The sequence below is a fragment of the Arthrobacter sorbitolis genome, assembly GCF_054510995.1.
This window is the reverse complement of sequence record NZ_JBTNDM010000001.1, coordinates 351,924-369,242: the sequence shown is the minus strand read 5'-3', so window position 1 is coordinate 369,242 and position 17,319 is coordinate 351,924. Positions and strand designations below refer to the sequence as shown.

The window sequence follows — 17,319 nt, the reverse complement described above, 5'->3', positions numbered from 1 at the left end:
AAGGTGGACTGTGGCTACTGTTTAGCCTGTGACAGATGAGACAAAACGGCGGCGGCGATGAGCCCTGATTCGGATCTTCAATCGAAGGGAACTACCTGTGTCCCGCCGGACGAGGGGATGGCGGGGAACAGTGAGTGAAGTCGTTGACGATGGTGCCGCGGATGAGTCCGCGCCGAAGGGTTTCACCGCGGATGACCTCCGCCTGGGCAGGAAGGTCTCCCGTCATATCAGCATCCTCAGCGCGGCTGCTCTCGTTGCCTGCGTCCTGATCGCCGGCTTCGTCTTCCTGAACGTCCCGTGGGACACCCGGATGCCATACGACGGGAAGTATGAGCGCAGCGGCAAGGGGCTCCCCATGCAGATCGCCTTGCTTCCCGCCCTGGTGCTTCTCGTCCGTATCTGGTGGGACGGCAAGAAGCCGGACGCGCATCACATGCGCAAGGGATCGCGTGTCGGCGCGTACATCGTATGTGGCGCCCTCATCGGTGCGTGCGTGGTCCTCCAGTGGAACTTCGCCGAATCCATCCTTGAGGCGGGTGGGTACCTTGCCGGATAGCCCGACATCGCTCAACGCGCACGTCCGCGAGCCGATCCACTGCCGTTCGTCTGCCGAGGAAGCTAAAAAGGGTCAACGTAACCGCGCTTGGCTCACGTGGAACGACTACAGGGGGCGTTGTGAAGGTTTGGCAATTAGCCGTAGTTTCTTGGATTGTCACCGCGCTCATTGCAGTCCTGGGAGTCACCGCGGCGCGTACTATCTGGTACTTCCAAGAGCCAGTCGTCGACTCAGTCGCTCAGCCCGACAGCTACTTCGTAGCTGCGATTTGTGGGCTCTTGGTGCTCGCGCTTAGTTTCCTCCTCAGCTGCGCCCTCACCGCTATCTCGGGGCAGTTGGCATCTGGACGCAGAACCAACGACTAGTCCCCAAGTAACGTCCTGCTGAGAAATCCTTAAACGCTCGTTTGTTCCACGGCACCTGATCCTGGTGGGATCGCCGCGCCGGGCGGGAGCGACGATCTCTGCTTCAAAGTGCTCGGGGTTGAGGAGGTACTCCTTAGCTGCGGGCAGGGAAATGTATTTTCCGTTGTTTTAGGCCAGGTCGTCGTGCTTCAGCGGGTCCTGATTGTCCGAGGATTGCACTACACGCCCATCCATGCGCACAGCCAGTACGCGGCTGTGCACGCCGAGTGCGACGAGGAGCGTCAGATCAAGGTCGGCAGAAGCAGAAGCCGCTACCTGAAACCTAACGTGTCGAAGTCAAGAGCTACCTGCTTTGTTGAAGGGACCTTAGTTCTAGCGCACCTGCGTGAAGGGGTCGGGGAGCCCGGTCGTGGGAGGCCCCGTGATCGCCCCCCGGTTCGAGACCGGACGATGACCGTTCTCGTCGTACACGCCATAGGCGGCGGCTACTTCCGCGGCCACCAGCGGTAGTCCGGTGAGTCGCATGATGTCGGGGTCCGCGGCAAGGGCGGCTGCGGCGCGACCGACGAAGCGAGGGGTCTCCCGATTCTGCTCGTGCTCAAAGTACTGGATGTTGGCGAGGACGCTCTCCGTGAGGACCAGCCCGGGATACAGCGCCACCGACGCCACTCCGCGATCCTTGAGGTCGACCGCCATGTCCGCTGCCAGTCGATCGATGGCCGCGTGTGCCACGCCGTAGGGTACCGGAGGGACGAAGACCTGCCCGGCGAACGAGGAGAGGGTGATGATCAAGCCCTGACCGCGTACCACCATCAGGGGAGCGGCGAAGGACGAGGCGACATAGTGTGCCCGTAGCCCGACCCGGTGCATGGAGTCCCACAGCTCGAGCGGTTGTTCCCAGAAGGGGCCCGGGTTGAACGCGCTCCCGTTGGTGAACCGCTCGTATCCGCCCCAGGCGCTGTTGACCAACACGTCCAGACGGCCCTGCTCGGCGTCGATCCGTGCGATCGCCGCCTCGATCTGGGCGTCGTCCCGCACGTCGAGATACAGGGCGATCCCTGTTCCACCGGCCTCTGTCACGAGTCGCGCGGTCTCGGTGATCGTGCCCGGGAGCCGGGACGGGGCGGCGCCGTCCACGGTCGTCCGTCCACCGACGTAGACCGTCGCACCCGCCTCGCCGAAAGCCTGCGCGATCCCACGGCCGACACCGCGGCTGGCTCCGGTTACGAACACGACCTGCTGCTGGGGGCGAGTCATCTACCTGCTTCCGGCTCTGTCATCAGACCGCCGCATATCGGCCTCGCACCATCATGAAGGATTGGAGCTTCAGCACCAAGCACCTCGCATCCCGACCGATCGCGGACCAGACGCGCCTCGTGGCTGTGACGCAACGGGGCCCGCTCGTTATCGTTCCGAAGAACCGGTGAGGGGTGCAGATCGGGATGATCTGGATCCCTCTCCCAAGCTCACCTGCGTGGCCTTGGTCGTACAGCTGTGAAGTGACCGTACGTCAGCTAGTGATTGTGTCAACGGTAAGTGGCCCCGGTAGGACGGATATATCTGGCCCCACTTCATGACTCGCTGAGCCACTACCACTGGCTAAACAACCACCCGATCAACGAGCTCCGTGCGGTGGAGGATCCGTTAGTGGACGGTCGATTCTCGGCGTTTCGTATCAGGGGGCCAGAAGGCAGCAGCCAGGCCGAGCATCAGTGCCGCGCCTATTGCGGTACCCAGCGCGACGAGGATGGCGCCGACCAACCACAGCCCAGTGACGTCCGTTGCCGCTGCTGTGCTGATCCACGCCAAAGTGACTGAGGCTGGGATTACCAGCCAGGCGACGATGAAGCGTAGGAGCCAATGAGCGAGACCGATCACGATGATGCTGCAGAAGAAGGCGCCTACTCCTTGCCACACCGCATACGGCCCACCCAGATGGCCGGTGGCCGGGTCGTACTGATACTCCGTATCCCAGGCGAACCAGCCGAGCCACAGCCCCGCAGAGAGACCCGCGATCAGGAGGACTATGGCCCACTGCTGAGCGGGCGGCTGATGCCTGTTCCGGGTCAGTTGCATGCTTCACCCTAAGGCAGCAGGCCAACAGCTCAGGATGATGGGTGCACCTGCACTGCTCGAGTCGTCCGCAGGCGGATCCCCTACGGGGCGGTGCTGAATCGGCTAACCCCGCCATCCAGTCTTCAGAAAGCGCGGCATGTTGACGAAAAGTCACGTCGGCGAACCTGGCGGAAGCGGTCCATGGACGGCTGTCTTATGACCACCGAGAGTGCGCTGCGCGGAGTGTGCCAAACGGTCGAGGCGACCGACTGGTCGGTCTGTTATGGTTGGTCCATGACAGCCAGAGAGCGCATCCTGGACACCGCCCGCCGGCTCACGATCGAGACGGGATCGGTGCCATCGATGGACGTCGTCGCGGCCGCCGCCGGAGTATCGAAGGGCGGGTTCACCCATCACTTCAGAACGAGGCCGGCTCTCCTGTCCGGTCTCGCGGAACAATCCATTGCCTCGATGGACGAGGCCCTCGATGCGGCAGCGGCCACTGGTGACGTCGTCAGGACATGGCTGCGGATCTCCATGTCCCGCGAGGAATCGGATCTCTACCGGGCTCTGCTGATTTCCTTCAACGAGGGAGGAACGGATACCTCGGAACTCCTGCGCCGATCGGCTGAGGCGTCGGCCAGGTGGGAACACCTGCTGGCTAAGGAGTTGGGCGATTCCGTCGCCGGGTCGGTCGTCCGGCTTCTTGGCGATGGCCTGGTCATGAATACTCTGACGGGAGACGCCGTTCCGTCACTGGAATTGATCCTCGCCTGGCTGGACACGAAGCGAAACCCGGAACAGGGTCGGGAGCAGGACCTGTGATGAACGCCGGTCTGCTCTGGGTGATCCTCGGGCTGGCGCTGGCCGACAGCCTTAATCCCGCAACGATCGTGACGATCACGCTGATCCTCCTTACCGTGCCTCGACGCCCGGTCGCCTCGGCCCTGTCCTTCGTCCTGGGAGCGTTCAGTACCGTGTTCGTCTTGGGTGCCATCATCTTTCTGGGCGCAGGGGCCGCAGCAGAAACGGTCAGCGGTGGGCTGGTGTGGCTGCGGCGCATCGTCTTCCTGATCGCCGCGATCACCCTGCTCATCGCCGCTGTCCGTCGCCTGAAGGACCGTGAGAGGAAAGGCATCGGCCTGCCCTCCTGGTTCGGCGTGGGAACTGCCCTACCCCTTGGTGTCCTTATCACGGGGGCGGACCTGCCCAATGCCTTCCCCTACTTCATCGCGATCGAACGCATGATCGACGCGGACATCGCCACCGGTACCGGACTCCTCACCCTGGCTGGGTACGCGCTCATCTACTGCATTCCCTGCCTGATCTTGCTCGGCCTCGGCATCGCTCACGGCGACCGAGTCCGACTACGCCTGCAAAAGGTCTACGACCGCTTCGCCACCGGCACTATCAAACGCTCCATCCCCGCGGCCCTGACCCTCGCCCTCCTCGGCCTCGGCGTGCTCACCATCGCCGCCTGGCCCTAAACGCTGGACACCCAAGCCGACAGGAGAACCACGCGCGCGCGTCGCCAGCCATAGGGCGTTGCGAAACCCGAACCATCTGCCGCTGCGACTCACAGCTGACGCATCCGAGCCCGCCGCCCGACCCTGCCGTCGGTCCGGTCAAAGGATGGCGGTCTCAACCGGTCAGTGCACCACTCCTTGGCAGGGTGAGTGGTGGAGGTGCGTGTGGAGTTCACGACGGAGCAGCAGCAGGCCATTTGAAAGGGGTGGCGGAACGGTGAATCGTTCCGTCAGGTCGGTGACCGGGTAGGGCAACCGGCGCACGTGATCCAGTACGTCCTTCGAGGTCACGGAGGCATCAAGCCCAGCGTTCCCCGACGGAACCACCGGCATCTGACTCATCAGGAACGCGAGGAAATCTCTCGCGGCATCAACTATGAACGCCTGCGATAAGTCACCCGCCGCGGCGAACCCGCCCACAACTGCGGACTACTAGAAGGGGGAAATACCGGCCCATCACAAACCGGCCGCCAATGCCTGGCAGGCCGGACGCGGCAGGATCCCCCACCGCACGGAGCGCAATTATCGCGTGGTCGTTGAGCCGGTGGTAGTGCCTGGGTGCGTCATCGAGTAGGGCCAGGTAGATCTGTCACACCGGGCCAACTTATCGTTGACACAGTCACCTGACGCCGGTCCCTGATCTCTGGCCCACAGCCCCTGCGCCCGGTAGAGCACCGTCAGCACGTCGTTGGAGCGGGTCTCGACGATCGCGGCGAAGTCCCGGTCCTGGTAGGTCCTACGGGTGCCTGCAGATAGGTCTGGTTCAGGCGCGCAAGGGCCTTCGCCGGCTCCGCGGGCGAGATGCTGCGCTCGATCACCTTCTCGAGGACATAATCCGCCAAGTGCATCCGTCCGTCGACGTGCCTCTCGTACGCGTCGCTCATCGCTGCTCCCGTCCATGGGCAGCCGGGATTCGGCCGCTCTCATGGGAGTTCTGTGCGGCCGGGGCTCCATTGTGCCAACGACCTTGGCTTTAACGCCCGCCGCCTAGGGTGCGGCGACCTCGATGATGGCGAAGCGCTTGGACGCCTCGCGTTCGGGACCACCCGGTGCAGCACCCGAGTACGTCAGCACGGCGTACGTCGCGGGAGCAAGATCCGTCCCGACCGTGATCGTGAAGCTGTAATTGCCGGCGGCGTCGGCGATCGCCGACTGCTCGTCCATCACCATGCCGTCCGACTGGGCGATCCCGAAGTTGATGATGACTTGCTGCCCTGGCTGATAGCCGCTGCCGTTGATCGTGAACGAGGCCCCCTGGATGACGGTCGCTCGCACCATGCCGTACTCGGGTTCCGGCGTGACGATCACGCCTGCGGGCGCCACGGGTTTCGGGTCGGCTTCGATGGTGGGGGCCGCCGTCGGAGTCGTGGGAACTACAGGCACTGCGGGGGTTTCACCTGGCGCAGCGGGCACCGCCGCGGGAGTCTCCGAGGCGGCCGACTCCACTGCAGGGGTGCTTGCCGGGGCAGCAGAGGGTGTCGCTACAGGGGTGGCGGACGGCTTCAGGGTGCTGGGAGATGCCGAATCAATCGTGGCGGTAGCCGTAGGAGCGGCAGCAGGCTCGTCGTCAGGGGCGCTGGCGCAGCCTGCGAGGAGGGCGGTGATCGCGACCAGGGCGAGGAAGGATGGCAGTTTGGGCACGGGGATGATCCTGAGAACGAAGTGATGTGGACGGCGAGGAATCGACCGACAAGAACCCTGTGCTGCGCCATCCCCCAAAAGCGGACAATACCCGTCGACCGGGCCCGCCGGATAGAGCGCGGAGGCGCTGTGTGCAAACCGTGATCCGCGGTGCCTCCATGCCGATCACCGCGCCGCATCGTGACCGAACCGGCACGTGTCGACACGGGGTTGCCGACCACCGGTCGGAGACTCGGAGCATGGTGCTCGGGGAATCCCCTGCGCAGACCCTGAAGGAGGGATCCCTTAGCGGGACGGGGTCGGGGTTGTGGTTACTGGGGTGGGTGGTGTTCGGTGGCGGGTTTCGGCTCGTAGCCCGAGGTAGGTGCCGGTGATGATGAGGCCGGCTCCGATGATGCCGAGGAGCTGGAGTGTTTCCTGGCCGATGCTCAGTCCGATGAGGACCGCCCAGATGGGTTCGGTGCCCATGAGGAGGCTTGCCCTGGATGCTGAGGTTTGCTGGATGGCCCAGGTCTGTACGAGGAAAGCGAACACGCTGCACGCGAGTCCGAGGTAGAGCACGCCGATCCATTCACCGGTGTTGAAGTGCTGCACGGCGTAAAGCACTCCTTGGAAGTCGGCGAGGGTGTAGATGATCGCGCAGACCGCGCTCTGGATCAGGGTCAGCGTGAGTGCGTTGAATCCGCGGCCTCGGGTGAGGGCTGAGACTGCGGTGACGTGGACGGCGCGCACCAGTGCGGCGGTGAGGACGAGCATGTCCCCGAAGGTCGGTGCCTCGAATCCGTCCCCGGAGACGAGCAGGCACACGCCGGCGACCGCGACAATCCCGGCGATGAACACCATCCGTGGCAGCGGGATCCGGAAGGCGATGCTCTCGGTGACGGGGGTGAACACGATGACGAGACTGATGATCAGACCCGCGTTCGTGGCACTGGTACCGGCGATTCCATGGGTTTCCAGAATGAGCACGGCAGCCTGGGTGAAACCCAGGACAACCCCGACCAGTGTTTCGCGGCGTGTGGTCCGACGACGGTTCCAGATCAACCAGATCACCACCAAAGTCACCGTAGTGATCAGGAACCGCATGGAAAGGATGACCGTCACGCCTTCGGTATCGGTCAGGGTCTTCGCCGCCAGGTAGCTACTGCCCCAGACGAGGGCGACCAGAAGCAGGAGCAGATCCACCTTGCGCGCAGCAGCGAACTCGCGAAGGACTGTGCGGTATCGGACGGAAGAGGGAGTCGGCGTCCGGGACGGCGATGAGGAAAGGGAAGGCACTCCTCGAGTCTGCTGGTGATCCACTGGTAAGACGAGAGGGCGCTTGGTGAACTGGTGGTTTAGGGTTTGCTTATGGATCTTCACCAGCTACGCCTGCTTCGCGAGCTGGGTGAACGAGGTAGCCTCGCTGCGGTAGCGCGATCCCAGCACGTGTCGGCGTCCGCTGTGTCCCAGCAGATCACGGCGTTGCAGCGCGCGGTCGAGGTTCCCCTGACCGAACGGCGGGGCCGGAACCTCGTGTTGACCGGCGCCGGTCAGGCCTTGGCTTCAGCTGCGGTGGACATCAGCGTCGCGATGAGTTCGGCGGAACAGGCCGTCAGCCGGTACGTGCAGGACCCGACAGCCGTAGTGAGCGTGTCGGCGTTCACCAGTGCCGGTCTGACGTGGTTCGGACCCCTCCTACACGCCCTCGCCGGGGAAGGAAACCCACGGCTGGTCCTCCACGACCGGGACATGGGACAGGACGCTTTTCCTGCCCTGACAGCCGACTACGATCTGGTCATCGCGCACCGCCTCGAGCACAGTAACCCCTGGCCGGACACGATCACTGCCCTTCCGCTGGTGCGCGAACCCTTGGACATTGCCATGTCGGACCACCACCGGCTGGCTCACGCCTCGCACGTCGGTGTCACTGACCTGCGCGACGAGGAATGGGTGTCCGTTCAGGAAGGCTTCCCGCTCGAATCAGCCCTGGACGCCATCGCCGTGCACGCCGGTAAACCCCTGAACGTCACACACCGGATCAACGAGTTCTTCATCGCGGCTGCGATTGTCGCCGCCGGTTCTGCCATCGCGCTGATCCCCCACCACACCGCACCCTCTGGCAGTGGGATCGTGCTCAAGCCGCTCCACGACCTGCCACTGGCTCGGCACGTCGACATCCTGTGCCGACCCGAAGCCCTCCACCGCGTTGCCGTTCAGAAAGTCGTCACCACACTCCAACACCACGTGACCACCAACCGCTAGGGGATGGACGAGCGAACGAGAGGAGTACGTCCTGCGCGAGGGATTGATCATGCCCACCCCAGGCTGGACTCGACCTCGAGAACTGTCGGCCCATGAACTCCCCCGCACCACGCCGGGTGTACGCGTGGGTCCGCTACCCCCCGAAGCCATCCGGGTCCTGGCCCACGCGATCGCGTACACGTGCACAGCGGTGAAGATCCGGTTCCTCGAACCACTCGTCAAGATCCAACGCGAGGGCGGGGTGTGGCTGAACGCTGTCACGCCGGCCGACCCTACAGAGTCTGCTGACGGAAGCCGGCCCGGACCCTGTGGAGTCTTTACTCCGCTTCCTCCGGTGGTGGGTCGACGTCGCCGCGTGTGATGTCGGTGCGGGCCGTGACGTAGGCGGCGCTGATGTAGTCCTCGAGCTTGGGTCGTTCGATGCGCCGCTGCCCTCGCCCGCCGATCTGGGGGGCCCGGCCATCCCCTGAGGCTCCGGCCGCACAGCTCACCGCCAGCTCCTAGGCCGCCTCGACGTCGATGACCGGCGGCAGTGAGGGCAGCGTGAGGACCGGGGTGGAACAGCGCTCTCGCAGGGCCACCTGAATCGGCAGGGGTGGCATCAGCCGGCCCCGCTCGATGATCTCGAGGGTCCGCCGGCACTGCAGGACGAGCGTCTTCGAGTCCGCGTCGTGGTATTCGCTGGGATGAGTGATCATGGCTGGCTTCTCTTGCTGATGAGTCCGTCCACAGGCTATTCGTTGCCGGTGACACTTGGGCGAGGTGCCGGCGCGATGAGAATGGTCATCCCGGCGGCGATCACCGGCTGCTGGTGGGCCCTCGAGCACGCTCGGTGATGTCGATGATCATCCGGTTGAAGTCGGCGCCGAAGAATCTGTGGGCGAGGCCGCTGATCGGCTGGCCCGACGGTATTTGAGGGAGTCATTCGAGGTACTGAGCTGGATCAGGGAGCGCCGAGGGCGCGAGCTATGAGCACGCGAAAGCGCTGCTGTCCCGCGTGCCCGAAGAATTCTTCCTGATCGCGATGCACCGACTGGAACTCGTAGGACGTGGGCATCTTCAGCAAGGAGACGGGGAACAACCCGGATCCGGTCGCTGGTCAGTGCGCCGTCCGCATGACAGCAACAAAAGTAGCCGGCTCTACCTACTGACCTTCGTTCCGGTCGTCGGCTGGATCATCGTCCACATCCGTGCGGTCCTACCGTCGAATCCCTACGCCCGGCAGGACGATGACTCCGACGACCTGCCCACACCCACGAACAAGAAAGCCGCCGCTTTCCAAGGAGGGCCTGGCTTCTCCTGTCCCGGAAGATCTCATCGACCGAGCTCGTCTCCTTGTCCCCGAGCGAGCGATCGCTCCTATCGAGCCACGCCGAGGATCCGCGGCCATCATCGGCGGTCGCGGGCCGAGACATGATCTGGCCGAGTCTCACCAACCCCTCCAAGGGATAGATCAACGAACTCCAGCAGTGGCGCGGAAGCTGCCAAGAGGATCGGTACCATCGCCGCGACAAGTCCCGGTCAGCAATCGCCGGCAATTTTGAACGCGACCCCGGCCCTCCACGTATACACCTCTGAGTCGACCGACCCCCGGCGACCGTCACTTCCGAGGAGAACACGATGAACAGGACCTTCAAGCTGGGACTCGCGGCGATCGCCGTGACCAGTGTCATGGCCGTAGCACCTGCCGTGACCAGCGTGGTGACCGCAGTGCCCGCCGTGGCCGACGGCGGATCCACCGGCAAGTCCAACGGCGAGGACCGGTCGCGAGCCGACAGACTGCGCGTCGTCGGTCTGGCCGACAACGGCACCAAACTCGTGCAGTTCGACACCACCAAGCCCGGCAAAGTGCGCAGCAGCATCGGGGTCAGCGGCCTGACCGGCGGCGACACCCGGCTCATCGGTATCGACTACCGAGTTCAGGATGGAAACCTCTACGGCGTCGGGAACACTGCGTCCAGCGCCGGCGTGTACCGGATTAACCCGGACACCGGGGTGGCAACTCAGGTCATCCGGCTCACCGTGGCACTGAGCGGCACGACGTTCGGCGTCGATTTCAACCCTGCCGCCAACGCGCTCCGAGTCGTCAGCGACACCGGCCAGAACCTTCGCCAGCCGTTCGCCTCCGCGGGGGCAGCCACGGTCGCCGATGGGCCGCTGAGCTATGCACCTCCGGCGATCGCCACCGGCATCAACGGGGCGGCCTACACCAACAACGACCTCGATCCGAATACGGCGACCACCCTCTACGACCTGGACACCGCCCTCGACCAGATCGCAATCCAGTCACCAGCCAACGCGGGCTCACTGGCAGCCACCGGCAAGCTCACCGTCGACGCGAGCGGCGACACCGGATTCGACATCTACTCCACCATCCGCAACGGAAGCACGGTCGAGGTGACCGGCTTCGCGACCGTCAACGGATCGCTGTACGAGATCACCCTGTTCAACGGCAAGGCCACCGCACTCGGAACCATCGGCGCCCCCGTCACGGACATCGCCATCCCCCTGAACCAACGCTGAGCCGCACCTTCGCCAAGCCGGATCGGAGCAACAGCCGGCCGACGTGCCACCAAGCGCGCCGGCCGGCTCGAGCCGCTCGGACATCGAACTGCTCGGCGGCCTCCGGCCGTCAGCACGGTTCTTGTATCCGGCACTTCTTCGCGAGTGGACCGGTTCATTCTTCCCACGCGAAGGAGCAACAGCGCACTACCGGAGCCCCTTGTGATGCTCATCGGGGGCAGTGTGTGCGTACTCGCGGCAGTAGTCGCGACCTCGATTCACGGTGATCGTTCGGTCCACCGAGCCAGCGAATGAAGGCCGCGACTTGTCAGCGAGTTCTTTCTGGTGACACGGCGGATACAGCATCGCGCCGGGTCAGGCTTACTTGTGGCCGCCAGACGGGTTCGTCTCCACACGACCGGCGCCTTTCTCACCGCCGGAACAAGATCCATCCGAAACCGTTCCCCACGGATATCCGAATAAGACCGATCGTTCCTGACTCTCCCGAAGCATCGAATTCCTGACTTCCCCTGCGCAGGACAGGCCGTCGGATAGAGTCACGGCCGGGGGAAGCTCTCCTGGTGCGGGTCCACACACTCGGTCCATGGTCCTTCATCACCAGTACTTTCAGCTCGCACACCAAGGGGAACATTGTGACAAATCAGCCTTACCCGACACAGCAGACCGCCGGCGGCGTCTCACCGGAGGCAAGCAAAGCCAAGACGACGTCCCTGGTCCTCGGAATCATCGGACTGTTCCTGCTGGGCATCGTCCTCGGCCCGCTCGCCATCATGCAGGCCAATAAGGCGGAACGGCTGGGAGAACGCGCGACGGCAGGAAAGGTGCTCGGCTACATCTGCACCATCTTCGGCATCATCGGCCTGATCTTCACCGTCATGAGGTTCATCGGCTAGCCCTCACGACAGGGACAGCGCAGCAGCGAACCGTTTGTCTGCGCCGCTGTGCCGGGGTGGGGTGCCCGCACGGGCATTGCACCCCGTCCCAGAGGGACCCCCGGGTCGCCACCGCCCCACGAAGGTGACTACCGGACAGCACCTGTCCCCGATCCTCCGACTGGTCGGGGCCGAGCCGGCCCTTCCGCAACCAGGTGCATCGACGACCCCACCGGACCGCGAGGATCCTCCCAGCCCGGGGGTGCCGGGGCGCCCCACTCACAACCGGTCCGGGGCTCCCTTGCAGGTGCCGACCCACTCCCCCATCCTCCTGGGAAGTAGCTCGGATTGCCGACGCATACCTACTGGTACGCCGGGTCTACAGCGAAGACGGCGGTCATCACGTGCCTCTGGCGCTGGGAGACTTCGTGGAGCAGCCGAGGTGCGTCGTCGTAGGGCACGACGTCGGTGATGAGGTGTTTGCGGATCGCATCACCGTCTGAGCGGAGCAGTGTGATGGTTTCCGCGGAGAGCCGGGCACGGTCCCAGTACCCTGCCAGGCCTCGGGGAACCCGGCCGATCTGTGCGCAGCGCAGGCTCAGTCCGTTGTGATGAAATTCCTCGCCGAGGCGCACGGCGTCGGCTCCGCCGGTGTAGAAGGCCAGATCGATGATGCTTCCTTGCGGGCGGACGGCACGGAGAGCGGCATGCAGCGCTTCGGGGCGCCCACGGCACTGGAAGACGACGTCCGCCCCCCGGTCTGCTGGGCCGTGGCGCCACCGTGTCTTCAGTAGCCTGCCGGGATCATCCTCCAGATCCAGGGCAAGGAAGCCCAGTTCTTCCGCTGTTCGCCGGCGGCGCGGGTCGGAGTCTGCGACCACGACCTCGCGTGCGCCGAGGGCCCGTGCGAACAGTGCGGTGAGCAGCCCGATCGGACCGGCTCCGGTGATCAGCACCTGACGCCCGTCCACTCCGTCGCCAAGACCGCGGACCATTCCTCCTGTTGCCTCCGCTGCCGCATGCAGTAGACCGTTGGCGCAGATCGGCCCGAGATGTGCCACGAAGACGCCCAGCAACGGATCGAGGTCCGCGTCCAGCAGCACCAGATGCTCGTTGAGCGGATCCGCCACGTGCGCTGTGGCGTGCCCGTACGCGCAGGCGAGGACATCTCCCTCTGAGAATGCGGCAGTCCGCGATTCCGCGACCCGGGCGACTTCCATGTAGCCGAGCCGGCGGATCGGGTACGCAGAGCCGGCGGAGTGTGGCAGGAACAGGCCCATGTCGGGATCCAGGCGCGACCGCAGCCCCGGATGGTCCCCCTTCACGAAAGCAAGTTCCGTGCCCGCGGACAGGCCGGTGACGAGGGTTTCGAGCAGCAGCCCACCGTCGGGAACCTCGGGCAACTGCTCCTCGACGATCTCCAGAGCTCCGGCTGCGGGGACGATGAGATTGCGGCGGCGCTTCACATCCCTGCTCCGCGGACGGCGGACCTCTCCCCGGACAGCTTCACCGGAAGTCCGGTGCGTGCCGATTCGGCGATGGCGCAGCCGAGCCGGTGACTGCGCAGGGCCTCGGCATAAGGAGTGCGTGTGGCCTCCCGGTCTCCGCGGACGGCTTCGATGAATTCCCGGTCCACCGTGACCCGTGGATCTTCCCTGCTTTCCAGGTCCATGCGGGACGTGCCGTCGAAGCTGGCGAGGCCTGCCTCGGATACCTCCAGGTGCAGGCCGCGGCTCACGGTGTGGAGAGCGGCTCGGTGCTTGGTAGCCAGCACGGACGTCGCAGCCATGGTGGCCACCGCTCCGGAGGCGAAGCGCAGCGTGGCCGCCGTGGCGTCGTCGACGTCGTCGGACTCCTGATCGGCCTTGCCTGCTGCCGGCGTGTCGGTGTCCGGGGCACCCCGGACACCCGCCGCGTAGACCTCGACCACGTCGCCGAGGAGGAAACGGGCGGCATCCAGAACGTGGGTCAGCTGTTCCACCACCTGCCCCCCGGAGCGGTCCACCCGGCCCCACCACGGGACCGGCGGGCGCTTGTCGAGCCAGTAGCCGTTGGCCAGCAGGGCAGGTGCCTCCGCTAGCAGGTCGCGTGCGTGCTCCATGGTGTCCGTGCAGCGCCAGTGGTAGCCGGTGCCGGTGACGACACCCGCGGCCTCGACGAGCGCTCCGATCTCTTCCGCGGTCTCCAGGTCCAGGCCGACCGGTTTCTCCACGAACAGAGGCAGGCCACGGGAAAGCGCCGCGCGCTCACCCGAACCGTGCGCGAAGGGAGGAATACAGATATAGGCGGCATCAGCATCCGTGAGGTCCAACGCTGCTTCGGGGTCCGTGAAGGCCCGAGCGTCCAGTTCGCGGGCCAGCTTGTCCGCTGCCACCGAATTCGCATCGGTCACACTGGTGATCCGGACGCCGAGCTGCCGCAGGGTGCGCACGTGGCGCTGCCCTACGGAACCGGCACCGACAAGGGCCACTTTCATGGTCATGCAATCTCCTCGAGGATCTGGTCGTACAAACGCAGGTAGCTGGCGGCCATCGCCTCCGGCGTCCAGACGGACGCCGCCTCGATGCAGTCCTCGGCACGGATACTGTCCAGTTCCTGCAGGAACCCTGCCAAATCCCTTTCACCGGCGGCAAGGAACCCGGTGCGGCCGTGCTGCACCAATGAGGGCAACACCCCCAACGGCGTGCCGACGACGGGGACGCCCCGTGAGAGGGCCTCCACCACCCCTGTCGCGCCGGGTTCGGCCCATCGGTTCGGTGCCAGGAGTACCCGGGCGGAACGCAGAAGGCGTTCCTTCGCTTCACCACCGACGCCCCCGATCCACCGGTACCTGTGTCCGTCGAGCAGCGGACGAACCTCGTCCTGGAAGTAGATGACATCGGGGTGGGATGTCAGCTGGGCGTCGCCGGACGCGAGACGGCGGTCCAGCTCAGCGGGATCATCGATGCCGGCAACCGGCCCGGCGAGTACCAGCGGCAAGCCCGCCTGCCGACAGATCCGCACGGCCGCATCCTGCCCCTTGTCCCTGGTGATACGGGCCAGCACGAGGGCATGGTCCGCTTTGTCCGCCTGGACCTCCAGTGCCGGTGGGGCCGCCAGTGGAACGACGCCGATCGTCTGGCGGCGCAGTGCCTCCGGTGCGCGGTCCAGCTGGGACTGCGAGACGGCGGCGAACCGGACACGACCACGACCGTCGAAGGATTCGTAGAACGCGGCGTGCTTGGCGAGGTCCCAATGGAGGGTCTGCAGCACCGGCGGGGCCGCAGTGCCCATGGCGGCGAAGACCGCAGGGCCCACGACCTCGAGGTGATCGTGGATGAGATCCCAGTCGCCGCCGTCGTGCATGGCCTGGCTGATCCCCTGCATGTGCGCGTGCGCGATACCTGACACCTGGTTGTAGGGCCGGGCGATCGAGGCGAACTCGGGTTCGGCCAACGGGTGCAGGTAGCTGTCGGCTTCGATGGTGCTGGTGCCGACGGCGGCCAGCGTGACATGGACACCGGCGCGGCGCAGTTCGGGAATCAGGGTGGCGATGACCGTCTCGATGCCTCCGTAGCCCGCGGGTGGGACGGGCAGCCACGGGCCGGCATTCACGAGGATCCGCATCCTCAGGCCCGCTCGGCGGTCAGGGACCAGTGCTGTCCCACGTCCAGCATGGGCGGTCGTTCGGACACGCCGATGACGGCGGTGTCGCCGATATAGCTGTCGCCGTTCCGAAGGAACTGGGTCAGCTCCACGGTTCCCGGGGCAGCCGGGGCAAGCCCGCGCCGGTGCAGCCTCGATTGGACGGTGAGCTGGATCTGCATCGCCATCCTGGCGAGCTCGCCATCGGTCGAGTTGCGGTGGCGGCGTTCTCCGAGGTCCACCTGTGCCATGCCGTCCAGACCCACCGTCTCCAGCACATCGATCAGCATGCCGATCTCGACTCCGTAACCGGAGACGAAAGGGATGCATTCGAGCAGGCTGCGGCGGCCTGCGTATTCTCCCGCCAGCGGTTGCACGACCCCGGCCAACTCGGGCCAGAAAAGGTTCAGCAGAGGACGCGCCACGAGCTCGGTCACCCGCCCACCCCCGGCAGGCATGACCTTGACCCCATCATCGAGCGGGCGGTCGTAGTAGCTCTTGACGAAGTGGACCTGCGGATCAGTCAGCAACGGGCCGAGCAGACCGACTGCGAACTGCGCGTCGAACCCCTGCAGGTCGGCGTCGATGAAGACGATGATGTCCCCCGAAGCGATTGCCAGGGACTTCCACAGCGCTTCTCCCTTGCCGGGGATGCATCCTGTGTCCGGCAGGATCTGGTCCTGGTGCGCGATCGTGGCGCCAGCGGCCGCCGCTACCGCAGAGGTGTCGTCCGTGGAGTTCGAATCGATCACGACGATCTCATCCAGCAGGGGCAGCTCCTCCATCAGCTCGGTGCGCAACGAGGTGATGATCGCCCCGATCGTTGCCGACTCGTTCTTCGCCGGAAGCACCACGCTGACCCGTTGGCCGTGCTTGCGCGCTGTCAGTTCCTGCCGGTCGAACACGCTCCCCCGGAAGCTACGGGTCGAATACCAATCCTGAACCTCTGCACGCATGCTGGCTCCCTCTCGCCAAGCGTGCCGGTCGCCCCCGGCCCGGCTATCGATAGGATCAGGTCGAAGCCTACGGTTCCACCCAGCCCTTGGGAATAGCGCAAAGCCGGATCGGTCCGGGACCGTAGACTTCCTCGGCAGGGACGACACTGACCCGGACCAAGGCCGGAGATTCCTGGGAAGCCAGCAGCAGCGGGGAGAACTGATGCACCAGATGCGCGCCGGCGGGACACGTCCACGCCTGGTGTTATGGAGGCACGGCCAGACTGAGTGGAACGTGCTGGAGAAAGCACAGGGTCACGCAGACATCCCCCTCGATGCAACCGGGCGCCGCCAGGCACAGCAGGCCGCAAGGCTGCTGGCCACCTTCAAGCCCCGATTCATCTGGTCCAGCGATCTGCAACGTGCCCGGCACACCGCCGCCGAACTGGCCCGACTGACCGGGCTGGAACCGGTATTGGACGAGCGGCTGCGCGAATACCACGTGGGCATCCGGCAGGGCACCACCTTCGGCGAGTTCCGGCAGCAACACCCCGACGTCCATCGGAGGTTCTTCACCGAGGAGAACTACCGGGTCCCCGGTGCCGAACTGCCCTCCGCAGTGAACCAGCGGATGAAAGCTGTGATGGTGGAGGCGGCCCTGGCCCTGCGCGACGGCGGCACCGGCGTGCTGGTGGGTCACGGGGCAGCCCTGCGCAGCGGGTTGATGGCCTTCTTCGACGCCCCTGCCCATATGCGCGAGATGTTCGCCGGCATGGCCAACTGCGCCTGGGCCGTCCTGGAAGAACACCCCGACCGCGGCTGGCAGGTCATCGACTTCAACGCCCAGGCCCTGCCCGATGCGTCGTTGACACTGGCCGACGACATGCCGATCGAACACGACACCTAGGACCAGCTTCTGGTCGTGGGCCATTCACCCGCGGCGGGCAGAGCTCAGTGCCGTCCACGCACACCGGATGA

18 protein-coding genes and 1 pseudogene are annotated in these 17,319 nt (G+C 65.4%); 9 read left to right on the top strand and 10 right to left on the bottom strand.

Annotated elements, in window-relative coordinates:
* Window positions 1-130 precede the first annotated feature (130 nt).
* Entirely contained in the window at window positions 131-556 is a 426-nt protein-coding gene (locus ACX80K_RS01810) for a hypothetical protein (protein WP_459270161.1), read from the top strand.
* 737 nt (window positions 557-1,293) lie between these two features.
* On the opposite strand, the gene ACX80K_RS01805 is transcribed toward ACX80K_RS01810, so the two are convergent.
* Both ACX80K_RS01805 and ACX80K_RS01800 read right to left on the bottom strand, forming a co-directional pair.
* A complete protein-coding gene (locus tag ACX80K_RS01805; RefSeq protein WP_459270160.1) occupies window positions 1,294-2,178 on the bottom strand; it encodes an SDR family NAD(P)-dependent oxidoreductase in 885 nt (294 codons plus the stop codon).
* A 387-nt stretch (window positions 2,179-2,565) separates the two neighbouring features.
* Window positions 2,566-2,997, bottom strand: coding sequence for a hypothetical protein (locus ACX80K_RS01800; RefSeq protein WP_459270159.1), 432 nt, complete (start codon window positions 2,995-2,997; stop codon window positions 2,566-2,568).
* 195 nt (window positions 2,998-3,192) lie between these two features.
* On the opposite strand from ACX80K_RS01800, the gene ACX80K_RS01795 reads away from it, so the two are divergent.
* The 3 genes and pseudogenes from ACX80K_RS01795 to ACX80K_RS01785 all read left to right on the top strand — a co-directional run.
* Window positions 3,193-3,801 (top strand): TetR/AcrR family transcriptional regulator, encoded by a 609-nt coding sequence (locus tag ACX80K_RS01795; protein ID WP_459270157.1) that lies wholly within the window; start codon window positions 3,193-3,195, stop codon window positions 3,799-3,801.
* A complete protein-coding gene (locus tag ACX80K_RS01790) occupies window positions 3,801-4,463 on the top strand; it encodes a GAP family protein (protein ID WP_459270155.1) in 663 nt (220 codons plus the stop codon). Before ACX80K_RS01795 ends, ACX80K_RS01790 begins: the two co-directional genes overlap by 1 nt.
* Window positions 4,464-4,661: 198 nt before the next feature.
* Window positions 4,662-4,874 (top strand): annotated as a pseudogene (locus ACX80K_RS01785) (IS30 family transposase); the annotation flags it as partial.
* Window positions 4,875-5,489: 615 nt separating this feature from the next.
* On the opposite strand, the gene ACX80K_RS01780 reads toward ACX80K_RS01785, so the two are convergent.
* Window positions 5,490-5,885, bottom strand: coding sequence for a hypothetical protein (locus ACX80K_RS01780; RefSeq protein WP_459270154.1), 396 nt, complete (start codon window positions 5,883-5,885; stop codon window positions 5,490-5,492).
* A gap of 543 nt (window positions 5,886-6,428) precedes the next feature.
* Window positions 6,429-7,328, bottom strand: coding sequence for a DMT family transporter (locus ACX80K_RS01775; protein ID WP_459270153.1), 900 nt, complete (start codon window positions 7,326-7,328; stop codon window positions 6,429-6,431).
* 165 nt (window positions 7,329-7,493) lie between these two features.
* Between ACX80K_RS01775 and ACX80K_RS01770 the strand changes: the two genes are divergently transcribed.
* Window positions 7,494-8,387 carry a LysR family transcriptional regulator gene (locus tag ACX80K_RS01770; protein WP_459270152.1) on the top strand — a complete coding sequence of 298 codons (894 nt, stop codon included), beginning with the start codon at window positions 7,494-7,496 and terminating at the stop codon, window positions 8,385-8,387.
* Between the two features lie 317 nt (window positions 8,388-8,704).
* On the opposite strand, the gene ACX80K_RS01765 is transcribed toward ACX80K_RS01770, so the two are convergent.
* Window positions 8,705-8,878 (bottom strand): hypothetical protein, encoded by a 174-nt coding sequence (locus ACX80K_RS01765; RefSeq protein WP_459270151.1) that lies wholly within the window; start codon window positions 8,876-8,878, stop codon window positions 8,705-8,707.
* Between the two features lie 9 nt (window positions 8,879-8,887).
* Window positions 8,888-9,085, bottom strand: a complete 198-nt coding sequence (locus ACX80K_RS01760) for a hypothetical protein (RefSeq protein ID WP_459270150.1) — start codon at window positions 9,083-9,085, stop codon at window positions 8,888-8,890.
* A 326-nt stretch (window positions 9,086-9,411) separates the two neighbouring features.
* Here ACX80K_RS01760 and ACX80K_RS01755 point away from each other — a divergent pair, with 326 nt between their 5' ends.
* From ACX80K_RS01755 to ACX80K_RS01745, 3 genes are all read left to right on the top strand, one after another.
* Window positions 9,412-9,804: a DUF805 domain-containing protein gene (locus ACX80K_RS01755; protein ID WP_459270663.1), complete on the top strand. Its 393-nt coding sequence runs from the start codon at window positions 9,412-9,414 to the stop codon at window positions 9,802-9,804.
* A 203-nt stretch (window positions 9,805-10,007) separates the two neighbouring features.
* Window positions 10,008-10,910 carry a DUF4394 domain-containing protein gene (locus ACX80K_RS01750; protein ID WP_459270149.1) on the top strand — a complete coding sequence of 301 codons (903 nt, stop codon included), beginning with the start codon at window positions 10,008-10,010 and terminating at the stop codon, window positions 10,908-10,910.
* A gap of 632 nt (window positions 10,911-11,542) precedes the next feature.
* On the top strand, window positions 11,543-11,803 hold the full coding sequence (locus tag ACX80K_RS01745) for a hypothetical protein (protein ID WP_459270147.1): 261 nt from the start codon (window positions 11,543-11,545) through the stop codon (window positions 11,801-11,803).
* A gap of 341 nt (window positions 11,804-12,144) precedes the next feature.
* Here the strand turns inward: ACX80K_RS01745 and ACX80K_RS01740 are convergent, their stop codons facing one another.
* The 4 genes from ACX80K_RS01740 to ACX80K_RS01725 are packed head-to-tail and all read right to left on the bottom strand — an operon-like array spanning window position 12,145 to window position 16,362.
* Entirely contained in the window at window positions 12,145-13,248 is a 1,104-nt protein-coding gene (locus ACX80K_RS01740; protein ID WP_459270146.1) for a zinc-binding dehydrogenase, read from the bottom strand.
* Complete coding sequence (locus ACX80K_RS01735; protein WP_459270144.1) at window positions 13,245-14,264, bottom strand: Gfo/Idh/MocA family protein; 1,020 nt, start codon at window positions 14,262-14,264, stop codon at window positions 13,245-13,247. Before ACX80K_RS01735 ends, ACX80K_RS01740 begins: the two co-directional genes overlap by 4 nt.
* On the bottom strand, window positions 14,261-15,376 hold the full coding sequence (locus tag ACX80K_RS01730; protein ID WP_459270143.1) for a glycosyltransferase: 1,116 nt from the start codon (window positions 15,374-15,376) through the stop codon (window positions 14,261-14,263). Before ACX80K_RS01730 ends, ACX80K_RS01735 begins: the two co-directional genes overlap by 4 nt.
* Before the next feature lie 14 nt (window positions 15,377-15,390).
* The gene (locus ACX80K_RS01725) at window positions 15,391-16,362 is read right to left on the bottom strand and encodes a glucosyl-3-phosphoglycerate synthase (protein WP_459270142.1); all 972 of its coding nucleotides are present in this window, start codon (window positions 16,360-16,362) and stop codon (window positions 15,391-15,393) included.
* Between the two features lie 202 nt (window positions 16,363-16,564).
* On the opposite strand from ACX80K_RS01725, the gene ACX80K_RS01720 reads away from it, so the two are divergent.
* Window positions 16,565-17,248, top strand: coding sequence for a histidine phosphatase family protein (locus ACX80K_RS01720; RefSeq protein WP_459270141.1), 684 nt, complete (start codon window positions 16,565-16,567; stop codon window positions 17,246-17,248).
* The last annotated feature ends 71 nt before the right edge of the window (window positions 17,249-17,319 follow it).